10 protein-coding genes and 2 pseudogenes are annotated in these 14968 nt (G+C 40.6%); 6 read left to right on the top strand and 6 right to left on the bottom strand.

Annotated features, from left to right (window positions below; genetic code table 11):
• Positions 1-12: 12 nt before the first annotated feature.
• The 3 genes from QMA00_RS03450 to QMA00_RS03440 all read right to left on the bottom strand — a co-directional run bounded on the left by QMA00_RS03450 (position 13) and on the right by QMA00_RS03440 (position 2036).
• Entirely contained in the window at positions 13-420 is a 408-nt protein-coding gene (locus QMA00_RS03450; RefSeq protein WP_290156032.1) for a hypothetical protein, read from the bottom strand.
• A 51-nt stretch (positions 421-471) separates the two neighbouring features.
• Positions 472-1386 carry a M14 family metallocarboxypeptidase gene (locus tag QMA00_RS03445; protein ID WP_290156030.1) on the bottom strand — a complete coding sequence of 305 codons (915 nt, stop codon included), beginning with the start codon at positions 1384-1386 and terminating at the stop codon, positions 472-474.
• 122 nt (positions 1387-1508) lie between these two features.
• Positions 1509-2036 carry a LuxR C-terminal-related transcriptional regulator gene (locus tag QMA00_RS03440; RefSeq protein WP_036983070.1) on the bottom strand — a complete coding sequence of 176 codons (528 nt, stop codon included), beginning with the start codon at positions 2034-2036 and terminating at the stop codon, positions 1509-1511.
• A gap of 183 nt (positions 2037-2219) precedes the next feature.
• On the opposite strand from QMA00_RS03440, the gene QMA00_RS03435 reads away from it, so the two are divergent.
• From QMA00_RS03435 to QMA00_RS03425, 3 genes are read left to right on the top strand one after another with little or no spacing between them, the layout of a single operon-like run.
• On the top strand, positions 2220-3272 hold the full coding sequence (locus QMA00_RS03435) for a hypothetical protein (protein WP_290156028.1): 1053 nt from the start codon (positions 2220-2222) through the stop codon (positions 3270-3272).
• A complete protein-coding gene (locus QMA00_RS03430; RefSeq protein WP_290156026.1) occupies positions 3273-6347 on the top strand; it encodes a CusA/CzcA family heavy metal efflux RND transporter in 3075 nt (1024 codons plus the stop codon). It abuts the gene before it with no gap.
• Complete coding sequence (locus QMA00_RS03425; RefSeq protein ID WP_076920770.1) at positions 6340-6645, top strand: DUF3240 family protein; 306 nt, start codon at positions 6340-6342, stop codon at positions 6643-6645. The genes QMA00_RS03430 and QMA00_RS03425 overlap by 8 nt, the downstream gene beginning before the upstream one ends.
• A 50-nt stretch (positions 6646-6695) precedes the next feature.
• On the opposite strand, the gene iadA is transcribed toward QMA00_RS03425, so the two are convergent.
• Entirely contained in the window at positions 6696-7820 is a 1125-nt protein-coding gene (gene iadA / locus QMA00_RS03420; RefSeq protein WP_254843615.1) for a beta-aspartyl-peptidase, read from the bottom strand.
• A 161-nt stretch (positions 7821-7981) separates the two neighbouring features.
• Positions 7982-9318: pseudogene (locus QMA00_RS03415) on the bottom strand (TonB-dependent receptor); the annotation flags it as partial.
• Positions 9319-9769: 451 nt separating this feature from the next.
• Between QMA00_RS03415 and QMA00_RS03410 the strand changes: the two are divergent.
• Both QMA00_RS03410 and QMA00_RS03405 read left to right on the top strand, forming a co-directional pair.
• The gene (locus QMA00_RS03410; RefSeq protein ID WP_076920771.1) at positions 9770-11470 is read left to right on the top strand and encodes a cyanophycinase; all 1701 of its coding nucleotides are present in this window, start codon (positions 9770-9772) and stop codon (positions 11468-11470) included.
• 90 nt (positions 11471-11560) lie between these two features.
• Complete coding sequence (locus QMA00_RS03405) at positions 11561-12112, top strand: flavodoxin family protein (RefSeq protein WP_076920772.1); 552 nt, start codon at positions 11561-11563, stop codon at positions 12110-12112.
• A gap of 58 nt (positions 12113-12170) precedes the next feature.
• Here the strand turns inward: QMA00_RS03405 and QMA00_RS03400 are convergent.
• Positions 12171-12692, bottom strand: a pseudogene (locus QMA00_RS03400) (hypothetical protein); the annotation flags it as partial.
• A 726-nt stretch (positions 12693-13418) separates the two neighbouring features.
• On the opposite strand from QMA00_RS03400, the gene QMA00_RS03395 reads away from it, so the two are divergent.
• Positions 13419-14912, top strand: a complete 1494-nt coding sequence (locus QMA00_RS03395; protein ID WP_069439273.1) for an acetyl-CoA hydrolase/transferase family protein — start codon at positions 13419-13421, stop codon at positions 14910-14912.
• Positions 14913-14968: the final 56 nt, after the last annotated feature.

Genomic DNA, 14968 nt, shown 5'->3' with positions numbered 1-14968 from the left:
CGTGTAATTGATTTACTCGGCTGAGGTAAGCTGACTTTTTATAAATGCCTTAGCGCTTGGCAAGTCATCAAACAAGCATTCTTGTAAATGAGCGTCACGGCCTGAGCTGTGCATAATACGTTGTAGTTGCCTTATGGCTATGGGAGAGGTGAGTATAAAGGCACTCATTATGCAATTATTTATCCCCATTGTTTGGCTAACATCGATCATATTTTTTTCAGCGTCAGGGGTGGCGGCCACAACGTCGGGCGAGTGGCTAATATAGCCCCAAGGTTGATGTTTAAACGTTGCAATGGTGTCTAACAGAGCGGCTTTAAAGTGATTTAATAACTCAGGGTTTAAGTTGCCTTTAAATTGCGCAATAACAATATTACCCTCAAGATAAAAACTGTAACTGCCGTAATTATTTTTAAATTCCAATAGCCGCTCCTTTGTCTGCACCTTACTATGTGCTGATGAATACCATAACTATTACTTATTAATAATGTAGTCCAACGCACCCGAAATTGCCGCAACTTGCGCTAATATGCACTCTTCAGGGTTGGCCGTTGCACTATCTGGGTAAACTTCCGTGGTTGTAACGTAGGTTGCATCAGATAACCCCATGCATAAACCTAACTCTTTTGCTGCATAGTTTATTACCCCAAATTGTTCTTGAGGTACACCAATTAATTGTTTATTTTCATCGCTTGGAGCGATGTGTGTGACCTTTTCAACACATTCAATAATAGCTTTTTGAAAAGCAGGCTCTGGTTTGTTGCTGTCAGCGACTAAATAAAAACCGTCTGGAATATTCCAATTAGTATTTACTTTACCTTCGCGCGCTGCAAGTGCAGGGCGAAATTCACTGTTATCTGAATCAGTGGTTTCATGTAAATCGATATGCACGATTAAATCAGTATTTAAAGATTGCACATAATTCATTACCAATGCAGATTCTTGCGCTGGGCTGCCTTCATAAAAAGAACGGTTTGGATCAATTGCTTCTGGGTTCCAGCGGTTTATTGTTTCATAACCCCATGGGCTAATGCAGGGAGTAATCACCAGATTAAATTTCTCTGCGTATTGAGTTGCCAATGTTTTTGCAAACCTTAACGCACCGTGTACTCCGCTGGTTTCGTAACCATGTACGCCGCCAGTGATTAGCACTGTGTGTTTATTTTTATCAACGTTTTGGGTTTTTAATGCAAACAAAGGGTAACTGTTTTGAGCATAATTAAGTTCACCATATTGCTCTACAATAAGCGTATCTTTTAGCTCATTAATTAGCGTTAATACTTCATCGTTATAGCTGCGTTTAATTTTCTGGGCTTCAAGCCATTGGAGTTTATGATTGTTATTCCACTTTTCACCAGGGTTGCCAATAGGGTAGGTACTGTTATTCATATTAAACCTTTACGTTGAATTATCTCTGCGGGCTATAGAGCACATAGACCATAATGACGAAAATAAAGCGTTAGCTTAACGCTGACTAAAATAGCGCGCAAGTATATGCGATAGTCACTGCATTAGTTAATGGCTGAGCTTGAATGCGGATAGTGCCTTTGTTGCATAAAGTCTTCTAAAAACCATGCGGCAAACTCATGTCTGCCCTCTACATCGGCTTTACTATAGATGTCTGATGCTTGTTGGCGTACTGTTTTTTCTTTAGTGTTTCTTAGTGCGCTTATTTCTTTAAAGCTTAAGCCTTTAAGTAATAACATCGCGACTTCTTGCTCACTGCGAGTCAATGTCCATTGTGAAAATTGGGTTTGAATAACACCACTGTATTCATGACGCGCGTCTTTCATTTCCTGCGATATGTTGTTTAACTGAGTCACAGAACTGTGTAATTCGCGCTTAAGGTTAATAATTTTTTTAGTTCGCGTGTTAATATCTTTAATTAAATACAGAGCACCCAAGGCAGAAATAATCACAATTAAGCTCTCAGTAAAAATATGCCACTGCGGCACCCCTAATTTTAAATCCATGATCACGTCAAAAAAATTTAACACCATGATCACCAATAGCGTTGCTGCGATTATTTTATCTCTCATTAAGTTCTCTAATATCAGTAGGTTAAATTTGCAATGGACATATGTACTGTACTGCCAAAATCAGGGTTTATAAGCATATTAAGGCGTTTGCCTGATGATTTAACAGTCTAAAAAAGTCATGGTTGATTCTATAAAATTAATCAAATGTGAACAAACTAAATGCTGTTAAATTTTACAAAAAAAATGCGTCATTTTTTGCGTATTCAATATACGTTATTTTTCTTCTTTACGGTGACTTTATTAACATTTAATCCTGTGTTTGCTTCGCAAAATTTAGCACCTGTAGGGCTTTATTCACTCAGTGGTTTTGATGTTGAATTTGCGCCGATTCAAAAAACAGAGTTTATTAACAGGCAAAGTTTAATTGGTGAAGTTAATTTCAAACCTGGGGTCAATTATACGGTGCTGTTTGCGTTTGATGTACAGCAGGTTCGTTACTTATACCCTAACGGCAGCATGGTTAAAAAGGGCGCCACTATTGCAAGCGTTGAGGGCAGTGATGTACACCATTTTTTAGATGCCTATCAATCAGCAAAAGACATGCTCGCTATTGCTAAAAGCCATTACGACATAAACCAACAACACTTAAAAAACAAAATAATAAGAAGTTCTGAATGGGTTGAAATCACAAAAAGCTATTTTGAAGCCAAGCTAAATTTTGAACATATGCAACATCAAATGGCATTTTTAAACATTGATGATAATGAAAACGTGACCTTAGTGAGTCCAAAAACGGGCATTTTAAAACTCACTAATGAGTCGGGAAACCGTGTGATGGGTGACACCGCGTTTGATATTATCGATGCAAGTAGTATTCGCGTTAAGATTAAAGTCCCTCTTAGTTTTTCCAACACGTTAGCGCATTTCAAGCTGTCAGAAAGTTGCAGCTTAAATATTGAGAGCTATGACAGTATTGCAGATAAATACCATCAAATAGTGTGGGCGTCGCCAAGCTCAAATGAGTGCCAGCTTAGACTGGGGCAAACTATCAAAGTCACACCGGTAAATAAATTAACGGGCTTTAAAATAGCAAAGTCAGCGGTGTTTGAATTTGAAGATGTTAATTACATTGCTTTAAAGTCTGGCGATAAGCTTGAGTTACTGCCGATTGAGCTCAAGGGTACACAAGGCAAAGACTATGTATTTACTGCTAACAAAAACCTAGATGATCAGCAGGTACTAATAAGCTCGGTAAGTGCGCTACAGGGTATGTTGCTTCACTTAGGGAGAGAGTAAATGTTAAACCAGCTTATTAAGTTTTCACTTACTCAGCGTTTGTTTGTTAGTATTTTTGTTATTGTTGCTATGGCCATTGGTGCTAAATCTTGGTTAAGTATTCCGGTGGATGCTTTTCCAGAAATATCGCCCACCCAAGTTAAAATAGTTTACAAATTACCCGGCATGAACGCCCTTGAAATAGAATCGCAAGTAACACGGGTGATTGAAACCGAATTACTGGGTATTCCGTCACAGCAAATGCTGCGCTCTACCACTAAGTATTCTATTACCGATATTACCATTGACTTTGAAGAGGGCACCGACATTTATTGGGCGCGTCAGCAAGTGAATGAGCGTTTATTAAATATTTTGCCCAACTTGCCCAGTAATATTAGTGGCGGCATGGCGCCAATGAGCACGCCTTTGAGCGAGGTGTTCATGTTTACTATAGAAAGTACTCACTTATCGCTGATTGAAAAAAGAGAGCTTTTAGATTGGCAAATTCGTCCATTACTGCGCACTGTAACCGGTGTTGCAGATGTAAATAGCCTTGGCGGCTTTTCAAAAACCTATGAAATACTTCCCAATACTTTATTGATGCAACAGCATCAAGTCAGCTTTGATGAAATGAAGTTAGCAATCACGCAAACGAATCAAAACGGTGGCATAGGGCGCTTAGAAAAAGGCAACGACACCTTAATTTTGCGCACTGAGGGCAAATACACCGATATAACCTCTATTGAAAATACCGTGATTAAGTCCACTCAAAATAAGGTTATTCGGTTAAGTGATATTGCCACGGTACATGTTGGCAGTTTAACCCGTTATGGCGCAGTCACTAAAAACAGTGAGGAGGCGGTACAAGGGCTTATAATTGCGCTTAAAAATAGTAATACAGCGCAAGTTGTTGCAGATGTAAAAGATAAACTTCGCACCATTGAAGCGTCATTACCGCAAGGCACAAAAATTAATGTGTTTTACGACCGCTCTAACTTAATAAATACCGCAATTAGCACCATTACCAGCGCATTAGGTCAAGCGATTATTTTAGTGATAGTGCTACTTGCCTTGTTTTTAGGTGATATTCGCTCTTCATTGGTGGTGTCTTTGTCTTTACCTATGTCGGCATTGCTGACATTTATAATGATGAAACAGTTTGATTTATCGGCTAATTTAATGAGTTTAGGTGGCTTAGTGATTGCCATTGGTATGCTGGTGGACTCATCGGTAGTTATTGTTGAAAACATAGTGAATCGGCTGGCTAACAATCAGCACCTCCCTCGGCTGCATGTTATTTATCGCGCCTGTAAAGAAGTCGCGGCGCCAGTGTTCTCAGGCACAATTATTATTATTATCGTGTTTTCACCGCTATTAATGTTAACAGGGTTAGAAGGCAAGTTATTTACCCCAGTGGCGCTCACTATCGTGTTTGCCATGCTAAGTGCGCTGTTGTTGTCGTTAACGGTTATTCCAATTTTAGCCTCATTGTTATTAAAAAATGAACCTGTAACCCAGCCTAAAATGGTCACGCTACTACAAGGTTTTTATACTAAAACACTTGCCCAAGCAATTAAAAAGCCGGTGGCAATAAGTGTTATATCGGTTGCTGTTTTAGTGCTCAGTGGGGTGTTATTTCAGGGGCTTGGTAAAAGTTTTATGCCCGTTTTAGATGAAGGCGACATTATTGTACAACTGGAAAAATCGCCGAGTATTTCCTTGCAAGCCTCGCTGGATATCGATAAACAAATTGAAGATACACTGTTAAAAAACACCCCAGAAATCGTACAAATTGTTGCCCGTACCGGCTCCGATGAACTCGGGCTTGATCCTATGGGGTTAAACGAAACCGATGTATTTATGGAATTAGCGCCAAAAGATAAGTGGCGTTTTGACTCCAAAGTGCTGCTAATCGAGGATATTCGACAAACACTTGCGCAATTTCCAGGAGTAAATATTGGCTTTACTCAGCCAATACAAATGCGGGTATCAGAAATGCTCACCGGTGGCACCGGTGATATTTCGATTAAAGTATTCGGTAATGACATTGCTACACTTGCCTCATTAGCTGAAAAAATCACGGCACTTGCCACTAATATTGACGGCGCAAGTGATGTGCAAATGGCGCTTATTGAAGGGGGTAAATACGTAAATATTAAACTTATTCCTGAGGTTGCTAGTCAGTTTGGTTTAACCACCGAAGGATTAAGCGATTATTTAAAGTCGCAATTAGAAGGCCTACAGGTATCGGCACTGCAAGAAGGAAACCGCGTGATCCCAATTGTGTTTAATGCACAAAAAGGCGAAAGCGCAGCACACTTTGAGTTGTCGTCAATGAGCGCATTAAAGCAAAAGCTAATTTTAATGCCCGACAACAGCCTACTACCACTTGAAGAGGTGGCTAATATTAGCTTTAAAACGGGGCCATTGTTAATAGAGCGAGAAAAAGCAAAGCGCTTTGCTTCTGTAAGCGTAAATGTGGATAACCGCGATGTGGTTAGTTATGTAAATGAGCTGGAAGCTAAAATTAATAGCAGCATAAAATTACCCAGTGGTTTTACCTTGTCGTTTGGTGGCGAATTTGAAAGCCAGCAACGTGCAACACAAAACTTGCTGGTGCTTATTCCTGTGGCATTAATACTAATTTTCATTATTTTATTTACCACGTTTAAATCCTTATCTAAATCAACGCTGATAATTGCTAATATTCCGTTTGCATTAATGGGGGGAGTGATTGCCCTATTTATTAGTAATGAATACCTCTCGGTGCCTGCATCGGTTGGTTTTGTTGCTTTACTTGGCGTAGCGGTACTCAATGGTATTGTGATGATCAGCTACTTTGAGCAAATGAAAATGTTTTCTGCCAATGTAACGCAGCGCATTTTAGATGGCGCAAGCAGACGCCTTCGCCCAGTGTTAATGACAGCCACAACCGCCATGTTTGGTTTACTGCCACTGGTATTTGCCACCGGCCCTGGCGCTGAGATTCAAAAACCATTGGCAATTGTGGTTATTGGCGGGTTAATTACCTCAACAATTACAACACTTTATTTATTACCTATCTTTTATGGTTGGTTGGAGAAAAAACATGGCTGAACAGTTACTTTTTACCCTAAATGTACCCACAAACATAAAAGATGACGTGGTTGATATATTAATTGGCATAGAGTGCATTACCGGCTTTAACTTAAAAAACATTGAAGGCTATAGTAAAGAGCACAGTGAATTTGACATTGCCGAGCAAGTAGAAGGGCATCGCAGCTTTTATCAGTTTGAGGTGCATATTTTATTATCAGAACTTGCCATAGTAAAAACGGCGCTAAGTCCTGTTTGTAAGTACACGCCGTTAAAATATTGGGTAACCCCAATTTATGAAAGTGGGCACTTAGGATAACTCAGTATCTAGCATTTTATGCTGCTGAGCATTCTCAGCAGCATTGCGTGTTACTCGAACACTCCTTTTATGACTGCATGGGTGTTTTGCACCATTAATGTGCCGTTAGCCCATACATACTCAGGGGTAAGGGTTTCTTTATCTAGAAGGACAACATCCGCGTCGCTTGTTGCTTTAAGACGGCCTTTATCAAGTCCTAAAATATCGGCAGGGTTACTGGTTATGCTCATTAAAGCGTGCTCTATAGGGACGTTGTATTCTTTGACTGCTTGCTGAAACGAACTCAGTAGTGATGCCTCTTTGCCCACCTCAAGCCCTAATAAATTAAAGTCTTTATCAAAAATAGGTAAACTGGCATGGCCATCTGAGCTCATAGTGAGTTGATTTGGTGCTACGCCTTGTTCTAAGCAGTAGGCAAGGGCTGCTGCATATTCACCATGGGCTAAATCATAGTCGGTTGTGCTGGTGGTAAAGTCGATAGTACCGCCCTGATCACAAAAGTGAATACCGGCATCAAGAAGTGCTTTATTGCGGTTCATATGCGTAGGGTAAAACTGTTTAAGCTTAATATCACTTTGCTCAGCCACCTGATGCAAAATACTCAAGTGGCTATCAACAGGGCCAACATGAATACTCACGGTGCCTTTTTTACCACTGAGCATACCGGCTACTTTAGCCTCAGCTGCCAATTCTGCTAATTGCTGTACCGTGGGTTGGCTACTGCGATGATCAGAAATCGCCACTTCGCCAACACCTATAAACTCCTCTATATACATGATGTCGTCAGTAATTGAGTGGGTGAGTGTTTTCGCGGGTAAATGATACGAACCGGTATGGCAAAATACATTCAGCCCTTGCTCTTTTAGGCCTTTTGCTTTGGCAACCAAGTTGGTCAGTGTACGTGAGCTTGAATCGGTACCCAGTGCGGCCACCACCGTGGTGGTGCCCGATAAGGTTGCATCGGTTAGGTTCATTTCAGGGGTGCGGCTGGCAAATCCAGCCTCGCCACCTTGTGCAAAAACAGGTGGTGATTGTTGGTCGTTAACTGCTTGATATTGTGAAAGCTGCACAGTATGGCTGTCAGGCTCTGCATTAAATACCCCAGGGGTAATAAATACCGTGGCCATATAGGCAATCACTGCCACGCAAAGCAAAATGATGCTTGCATCGGGCATAGAAAATTGTTTTGTTTCATAATTTCACTTTAATAAAAGGTCATTGTGTTGATGCGTAAATAAACGCTTAAACGTACTTTAGCACTTAATAGGCAGTGTCACTGTAGCCATGACCTGTAATAAAAGGAATGCCGCAAAGCGTTTGCTTTGCGGCTAAGCGGTTAAAAACGGTAGCTAATACTTAATTTGTAATTAGCACCTAGGCATTATGGTTGATTGAATCAAAGCCACGGCTTGAACCATAAAGTGTGGGTGGCTCTTTATCAAAAATATTATTGATGTGCGCGCGCAAAGTCAGCGATTTATTAACATAGTAACCCCCAGATAAATCCCAAACGAGCCAGTCATCAACCTGATGCTAACCTTTTGAGTCTAGTACGCCAAGTGAATCTAGCTCATCAATTTCACGGCTACGCAGGCCTTCTATATCATCTTCGTAGCTGCTGGTGTAGTTTGCACCTAAGTTAAGGTAGTAACGTTGCGCTTCCCAATCTATTGACATACGCGCAATATTTTCAGGATAACGATAAGTTCCCAGCAGCTTCTCTAACGAGTCAGACCCCGGTTTATTACGTTCAAACTCAAGGTAATGAGTGCCGTCAAACGCAAAGGTTAAATCGCCGCTTGGTAATACAAACCTATGGTCAAACTTAAAATCTATGCCAGCTAATGTTTGTGACCCAGTGTTTTCAAGTGGGATTGCATGATCGCGAAACAGCGGTAAAAATAGCTCGTCATCACGTGGGTTAAATTCACCTATATAATTGCTTAAAATCTCAGTTAAATTAGCGCCGTCTTGCTCTATGTTTAAATTACTGTTGTCGGTGACATCACATAATGCTTCATCGTACGATATGCCTTGCTCGCCCGGTGGTACAATGCCACAGTGACGAAGTGACGCATCGGTTATGGCGCGATCTAACACAGCGGTCATGTTGGTATCGATTACTTCTTCATGATCAAACTGCCAATAATCAATGGTTAAATTAGTATTAGCCGAGGGACTCCATGCAAAACCAACACTAATAGCCTCAGATTCTTCTGCATTTAGATTTGGGTTACCTAACTCTAACGAATTAACACTCACTTGGGTGCCATCACCCATACAGTATAAATCGGCTACAGCTTGGTTTGCACCACAGTCAAAAGTAGATTGTGTGGTTCTTAATTTAACGCCAGCCTGCGTTAATGATGGTGCTCTAAACGAGGTTGACCATGAACCACGAACAACCAACGAATCAGTTGGGCGATAGCTCAAACCTATTTTAGGATTAAAGGTGCCACCAAAATCATCGTAATGATCGTATCGACCTGCTGCTTGCAGCTCTATTTGCTCACTCAGTGAAATACTTAATTCAGCAAACGCTGCATATTGAGTGCGATCGGCTTCTGATAAACTAGAGCCAAAGCCAAATACATCAACAAGATAGTCTTTATCTGCTTGAGCTTGTGAATTAAGCGAAGGAGTGTCGCTTAGCTCTTCACGGCGTGCTTCTACTCGTTCAATGTTGGTGTCGGTGTTGGTTTCTTGTGCATGTGCAAAAGTGATCGGGTTCAGTAATGCGCTTACTGTGGCCGCAATTGTTAGTTGACGAAACATCTTAAATACCTTTTGTCTTTTTAAGCGCACAAAAACATACAAACAGATCTGTGGCTTTTAATTGTTATATTTTTAGACAGGGCAGTGGTGAAATGACACGCTAAGCCCCTCACTGTGAAAAAGTGAGGTGGTGGGCTACTCGTCAAACCACTCCGAAAGGTAGTGTGGTGAGTAGAAATATGTTGTAAGCAAACGTGCTTTTTTAAACATAACTCTCATTCCAAAAGGTTTTTGACAAAGCCAGCAAAGGGGTGCTAGCTTACTCGCGTTTTAAAGTTCCTTTTTTCATAGCAAGTGAGAGACGCTCTCGCAAGTTATTTCTTATAATTTTTTACATGAGTATAACATAATGGAACGAATATATTTACTAAACAAACGGTTAGCTAAATCGCGTACAGTAACGGCTGTTTTTTCGTTTTTTATTGCTTTTTCGCTGCAGTTAAGCGCAAAAGAATCTGAACAAACGTTAGTATTAGTCGGCGGTGCACTCACAACGTGTGCTAGTTTAAGCCCTAAAAATTGTGAAAAAAACACACAAATTCCGGGTAAAATACATAATGTATTTGCGCTCTCCCACGCTAAAATTAGTCAAATAAAGCTACAATGGCCAAGTAAAAATACGCAAGCTAAAAACAAAACTATTAAAAATTTAGCAACAATGCAGGCTAAATCATCACCCACATTGTCAAAAAAAGAGCTGTTATGGTTATGGCGCGATATTGATAGTAAACAGCTCAATAGTTTAACGGATCAAGAATACAATTTTGTAATAGATATGCTTGAAGTAGCGCAGCTGCAGAGCGACAATACGCGACTAAAAGAGCAGGTCAATACCGCGCTTAATAGCGAATCCGCCGCGACAGATATTTTGCAATTTATATCGGGCAGTTTAAAAGTAAAAAGTACTAACCCGAGCATACTAGCCATTACCGCCTCAAGCAGAGACCCTTATGAATCTGCTGATTTTTACGAAGGATTACTTCGTTTTCCCAATATAAATTCACAATGGCTTGCATTAACTCCTGCGCTTGCTAAAGCAATAACTACCAATAAATGTGATGATTTAAACACGCTTAGGCACTCTGAAATGGGGCTATATCAACGTGAACATATTTACCCTGATCGCACTCAAGCAGAATATTTGCTGTGTAAAAACGGCACAGAGGCTTTAGTGCAGCTAATCAAAAATAGTACCGGTGTTATGTTTAATGGCGGCGATCAAAGCTTAACGCGCAAGGTATTGTTTGATGAAAATAATCAGCCATATCCATGGACAAAAGCGTTACAGTCTCGCCCTGTTGTTGTAGGTACAAGTGCAGGCACCGCAGTGCAAAGTGGCGGGCAAGCGCACGGTGGTAATGTGGTTATGATCACTAATGGCACAAGTTTATCGGCATTGAAAGAAGGCGCGCAAGCCATTAATGCACCCAGTGAGCGCTCAAACAGCGATAGTTTAACTTACAACCGCTTTGGGGGTTTAGGCACATTTAGTTACGGTGTACTCGATACACACTTTAGTGAGCGAAACCGTACATTAAGACTAGGCACCTTGCTCGACAGCTTCAGTGCAAATCAAGCTCAACCCGCATTTGGTTTTGGTGTAGATGAAACCACCGCCTTAGTGGTTATTAAATCTGAATCAGGGAATTTAATGACCGTAATTGGTAAAAATGGTGTGGTGATGGTTAAATCAACAGGGCAGGCTCAGGCTGAAACTAAAACCTACAGTTACTCGTACTGGCCTGCTGGCAGTGTGATTGATATTAAAAATAATGATTTTACCTTAAGTCAGCGCAGTATTAGCCAAGCATTGCCAGTAATTAAAATACCGCCTTTGCCGGTTCAGCGTTTCGGCAGTATTTTAACGGATGCCAAATTGCGCTCTTTAACGCAAGCCATGTGCTTGAGCCAAGAACAAACAGCTGTTGGTCAGCAAGATGCGTTTATTATTAGTCTATCAACTAAGCCTGAGTCGGTTTATCACCGTATTAGTGCTGAGCAGTATGGCTGTGCGGTGAGTAATTTAGAAATTTCAGTGAGTACCTTTTAATTTAATTAAACACGCTGCTTAGTTGATTTTAGATTAAGCGGCCATACTATATTTAAAGCGTGTTATTAAATCACAACAAAAGGAAGGTTCATGAGTAAAGTAGCGGTTATTTATTTTTCTGGATATGGCCATACCAAAAAAGTGGCGGAATTTGTGGCTGATGGAGCAAACGCTCAGCTTATTGCAATCGATGAAAATGGTGATATTAAAGACACCGATTGGGATGCATTAAACAATGCAGACGCCATTATTTTTGGTGCACCTACCTATATGGGCTCATACCCTTGGCAGTTTAAAAAGTTTGTTGATGCCACCTCTAAAGTGTGGTTTACCATGGGTTGGAAAGATAAAGTGTTCGGCGGTTTTACTAATAGCGGCAGCCTAAATGGCGACAAACAAGTCACCCTAATTAGTATGCAAACGTTAGCTTCACAGCATGGTGGAATTTGGGTAAGCCTAGGGTTACCACCCGCCAATAAATTGGAATCAAACCGTCAAGACATCAATAACTTAGGCGGTTCGGTTGGCGTATTAGTACAATCACCTACTGATGCTGACGAAACGGCTATTCCATCAGGCGATTTAGAAACGGCTCGTTTATACGGTGAGCGCGTTGCTGAAATAGCAAAACGATTAAAGTAAAAATGACCTAAATTAAGTTTATTTAATCCGTAAAGCCACACTTAATTAGTGTGGCTTTTTAGTTTGATAGCCTCAGCTCTTGCTTATGCTCAAGTTGATATAAGCTTGAATATTCACGTTTATGAACTTCAAATAAATACGCTCTCAGTTGCTCTTTACCATGGTGAATATGCTTTATTTTAGCTGCTATGCCACACTCACTGTGCCTAACGGGTTCTATGTCTAATGATATAGCCGCTTCATTGGGTAAAATAAATTGCATATTTTGTAACTCATCAAGCTCACTGTTTATTGATGTGGATTTTAAAAATATTCCTGTGCTTGAGATAGATTCAATGCAAAAACCTTGGCTTTGAATATTTAATTCACTTAATCGCCAGCTACGTTGAGTGCCTTTAGTATCAATCACTTCTGGGGCTGCTAACACAGTACTGAAATGGCCTAATTCATCAGTTTTAAATTGAAGTGGAAACCACAGTTGGTAATGAGCTACTTCTGCTAATAGGGTTAATTTAGCCTGACCAAGTAAATGCGCAATACCATCTGGTATTGATGTTTGTACTGTTAGTTTTGTTTCATTAGGGTCTGTTGACCTTTGCGGATTAAAATTTGTTCAAACTAGGGGCGATTTAATCGCGGCGCGAGGTTTGTAACCTAGTGGGCTAAGTAAAAACCGAGCAACAAAGAGTAAATAGCCCCTAGGCAGAACCCGAAGGGCAGCGCCTGTTTGGCATTGATGCTGCGTTATCGCCTATTTCTGGGGAATAACCACACCACATAGGCTCTGCCTTGCCTAAATACCAAACAGACTGCTGCAAATTTAACCTTGAAAGGTCAACAGACCCTAATTAATGCTGTACTTTGACTAGGTTCAAACAACCCAGATAAAAAGTTAATTTCTTCGTCAGACAAATCCATGTATTTTCCTTAATACGTAAATTGCAGATTCTATTCCTTACAAGGTTACTGCCCAATGAATGACCAGTTTATTATTTTGTAAGATTTGGCCTGTACGGCTTTATTTTTATACAATTTATAATCTCAGCTTTCCTGGCTGAATTTATAAGTAATTGATTTAAATTAATTATATTTCATTTTAAGCTTGTTTAGTTAAATCACTGAATAAATCTTTTGGTATTCTAACCCCAATAACAGCAATAAGTTAAGTAATAAAGTGTACAAAATTAAAGCGCTCTGCAACGTTTTTATACCAACTATGCGTAAATGAGACTTAGGTCTAGCTTACTAAGCATAAGGAAATACTTAGAATAGCGCCCAAATAATAATGGGGTTTAAGGGGTTCCAAATGCAATTAGAACGAATTCGTCATAGTGATTTACACAACAAAGTGATGTCTGCAGAGCAGGCCAGTTTATTTATTAAAGACGGCATGACCGTGGGCATGAGTGGCTTTACTCGTGCTGGTGAAGCGAAAGCTGTACCACGTGCACTTGCCGAGCGTGTACGTGAAAACCCAATGAAAATTAACCTAATGACGGGCGCGTCATTAGGTAACGACTTAGATAAGCTACTTACTGAATCAGGTGCGTTAGCGCGTCGTATGCCATTTCAGGTAGACAGCACATTACGTAAAGCAATTAACAACGGTGAGGTCATGTTTATTGACCAGCATTTATCAGAAACTGTTGAACAGTTACGTAATCATCAGTTAACTATGCCAGATGTAGCGGTCATTGAAGCCGTAGCTATTACTGAAGAAGGCCATATAGTACCTACAACGTCAGTGGGGAACTCAGCAAGCTTTGCTATTTTTGCTAAAGAAGTAATTGTAGAAATTAACATGTTACACCAGCCAGAGCTTGAAGGGCTGCACGACATATACATTCCATCGTACCGTCCAACGCGTACACCCGTGCCACTAGTGAAAGTAGATGACCGTATCGGTAGTACTGCTATTCCAATCGATCCGGCTAAAATTGTGGGTATTGTATTTACCAATCAAAGTGACTCATTTTCAACAGTAACCGACCCAGATGCCGATACCGCCTCTATTGCACGCCATTTAGTTAACTTTTTTAAAGAAGAAGTAGCACAACAGCGCATGCCTGCAAACTTAGGCCCATTACAAGCGGGTATTGGTAACATAGCCAACGCAGTCATGATGGGTTTACTAGACTCAGATTTTAAAGACCTCACTATGTACTCAGAGGTACTACAAGATTCTACCTTTGACTTAATTGATGCGGGTAAACTTAATTTTGCCTCTGGGTGTTCAATTATTTTATCAGAGCGTTGTAACGCACAAGTATTTAATAACCTTGAAAAGTACCGCGATAAGCTGGTACTTCGCCCACAAGAAATGTCGAATCACCCTGAAATTGTGCGTCGTTTAGGTATTATTGCAATTAACACGGCACTTGAGTTTGATATATATGGCAACGTTAACTCAACTCATGTTTGTGGTACTAAAATGATGAACGGTATTGGTGGTTCAGGCGACTTTGCACGTAATGCGCATGTATCGGTGTTTGTAACTAAATCAATTGCTAAAGGCGGCGCTATTTCAAGCGTGGTACCTATGGTAAGCCATGTCGATCATACCGAGCACGATGTTGATATTTTAGTGACCGAGCAAGGCCTTGCTGATTTACGTGGATTAGCGCCACGCGAACGGGCTGTTGAAGTAATTAAACACTGTGTACACCCCGATTATCGCAACGCTATGCTTGATTACTACGAGCGTGCTTGTGTACGTGGCGGCCATACGCCTCATATTTTAGAAGAAGCATTCAGCTGGCATACCCGCCTTGAACAACAAGGCACAATGAAGCAAAGCTAATACATAAACCCCGCATTTGCGGGGTTTTTAATTTATGATGCCGATGCTTTATAGCG

Origin of the sequence: Pseudoalteromonas sp. APC 3694 (genome assembly GCF_030407565.1) — a bacterium.
Taxonomy (GTDB): Bacteria; Pseudomonadota; Gammaproteobacteria; order Enterobacterales; family Alteromonadaceae; genus Pseudoalteromonas; species Pseudoalteromonas tetraodonis.
Note: the sequence above shows the minus strand (reverse complement) of the source record. Positions and strands in the feature narration are given on the sequence as shown.

Coding starts and splice junctions, on each gene's coding strand:
- QMA00_RS03445 (WP_290156030.1), bottom strand. CDS start 1,386: ATGAATAACAGTACCTACCCTATTGGCAACCCTGGTGAAAAGTGGAAT.
- QMA00_RS03440 (WP_036983070.1), bottom strand. CDS start 2,036: ATGAGAGATAAAATAATCGCAGCAACGCTATTGGTGATCATGGTGTTA.
- QMA00_RS03435 (WP_290156028.1), top strand. CDS start 2,220: ATGCGTCATTTTTTGCGTATTCAATATACGTTATTTTTCTTCTTTACG.
- QMA00_RS03430 (WP_290156026.1), top strand. CDS start 3,273: ATGTTAAACCAGCTTATTAAGTTTTCACTTACTCAGCGTTTGTTTGTT.
- QMA00_RS03425 (WP_076920770.1), top strand. CDS start 6,340: ATGGCTGAACAGTTACTTTTTACCCTAAATGTACCCACAAACATAAAA.
- iadA (WP_254843615.1), bottom strand. CDS start 7,820: ATGCCCGATGCAAGCATCATTTTGCTTTGCGTGGCAGTGATTGCCTAT.
- QMA00_RS03410 (WP_076920771.1), top strand. CDS start 9,770: ATGGAACGAATATATTTACTAAACAAACGGTTAGCTAAATCGCGTACA.
- QMA00_RS03405 (WP_076920772.1), top strand. CDS start 11,561: ATGAGTAAAGTAGCGGTTATTTATTTTTCTGGATATGGCCATACCAAA.
- QMA00_RS03395 (WP_069439273.1), top strand. CDS start 13,419: ATGCAATTAGAACGAATTCGTCATAGTGATTTACACAACAAAGTGATG.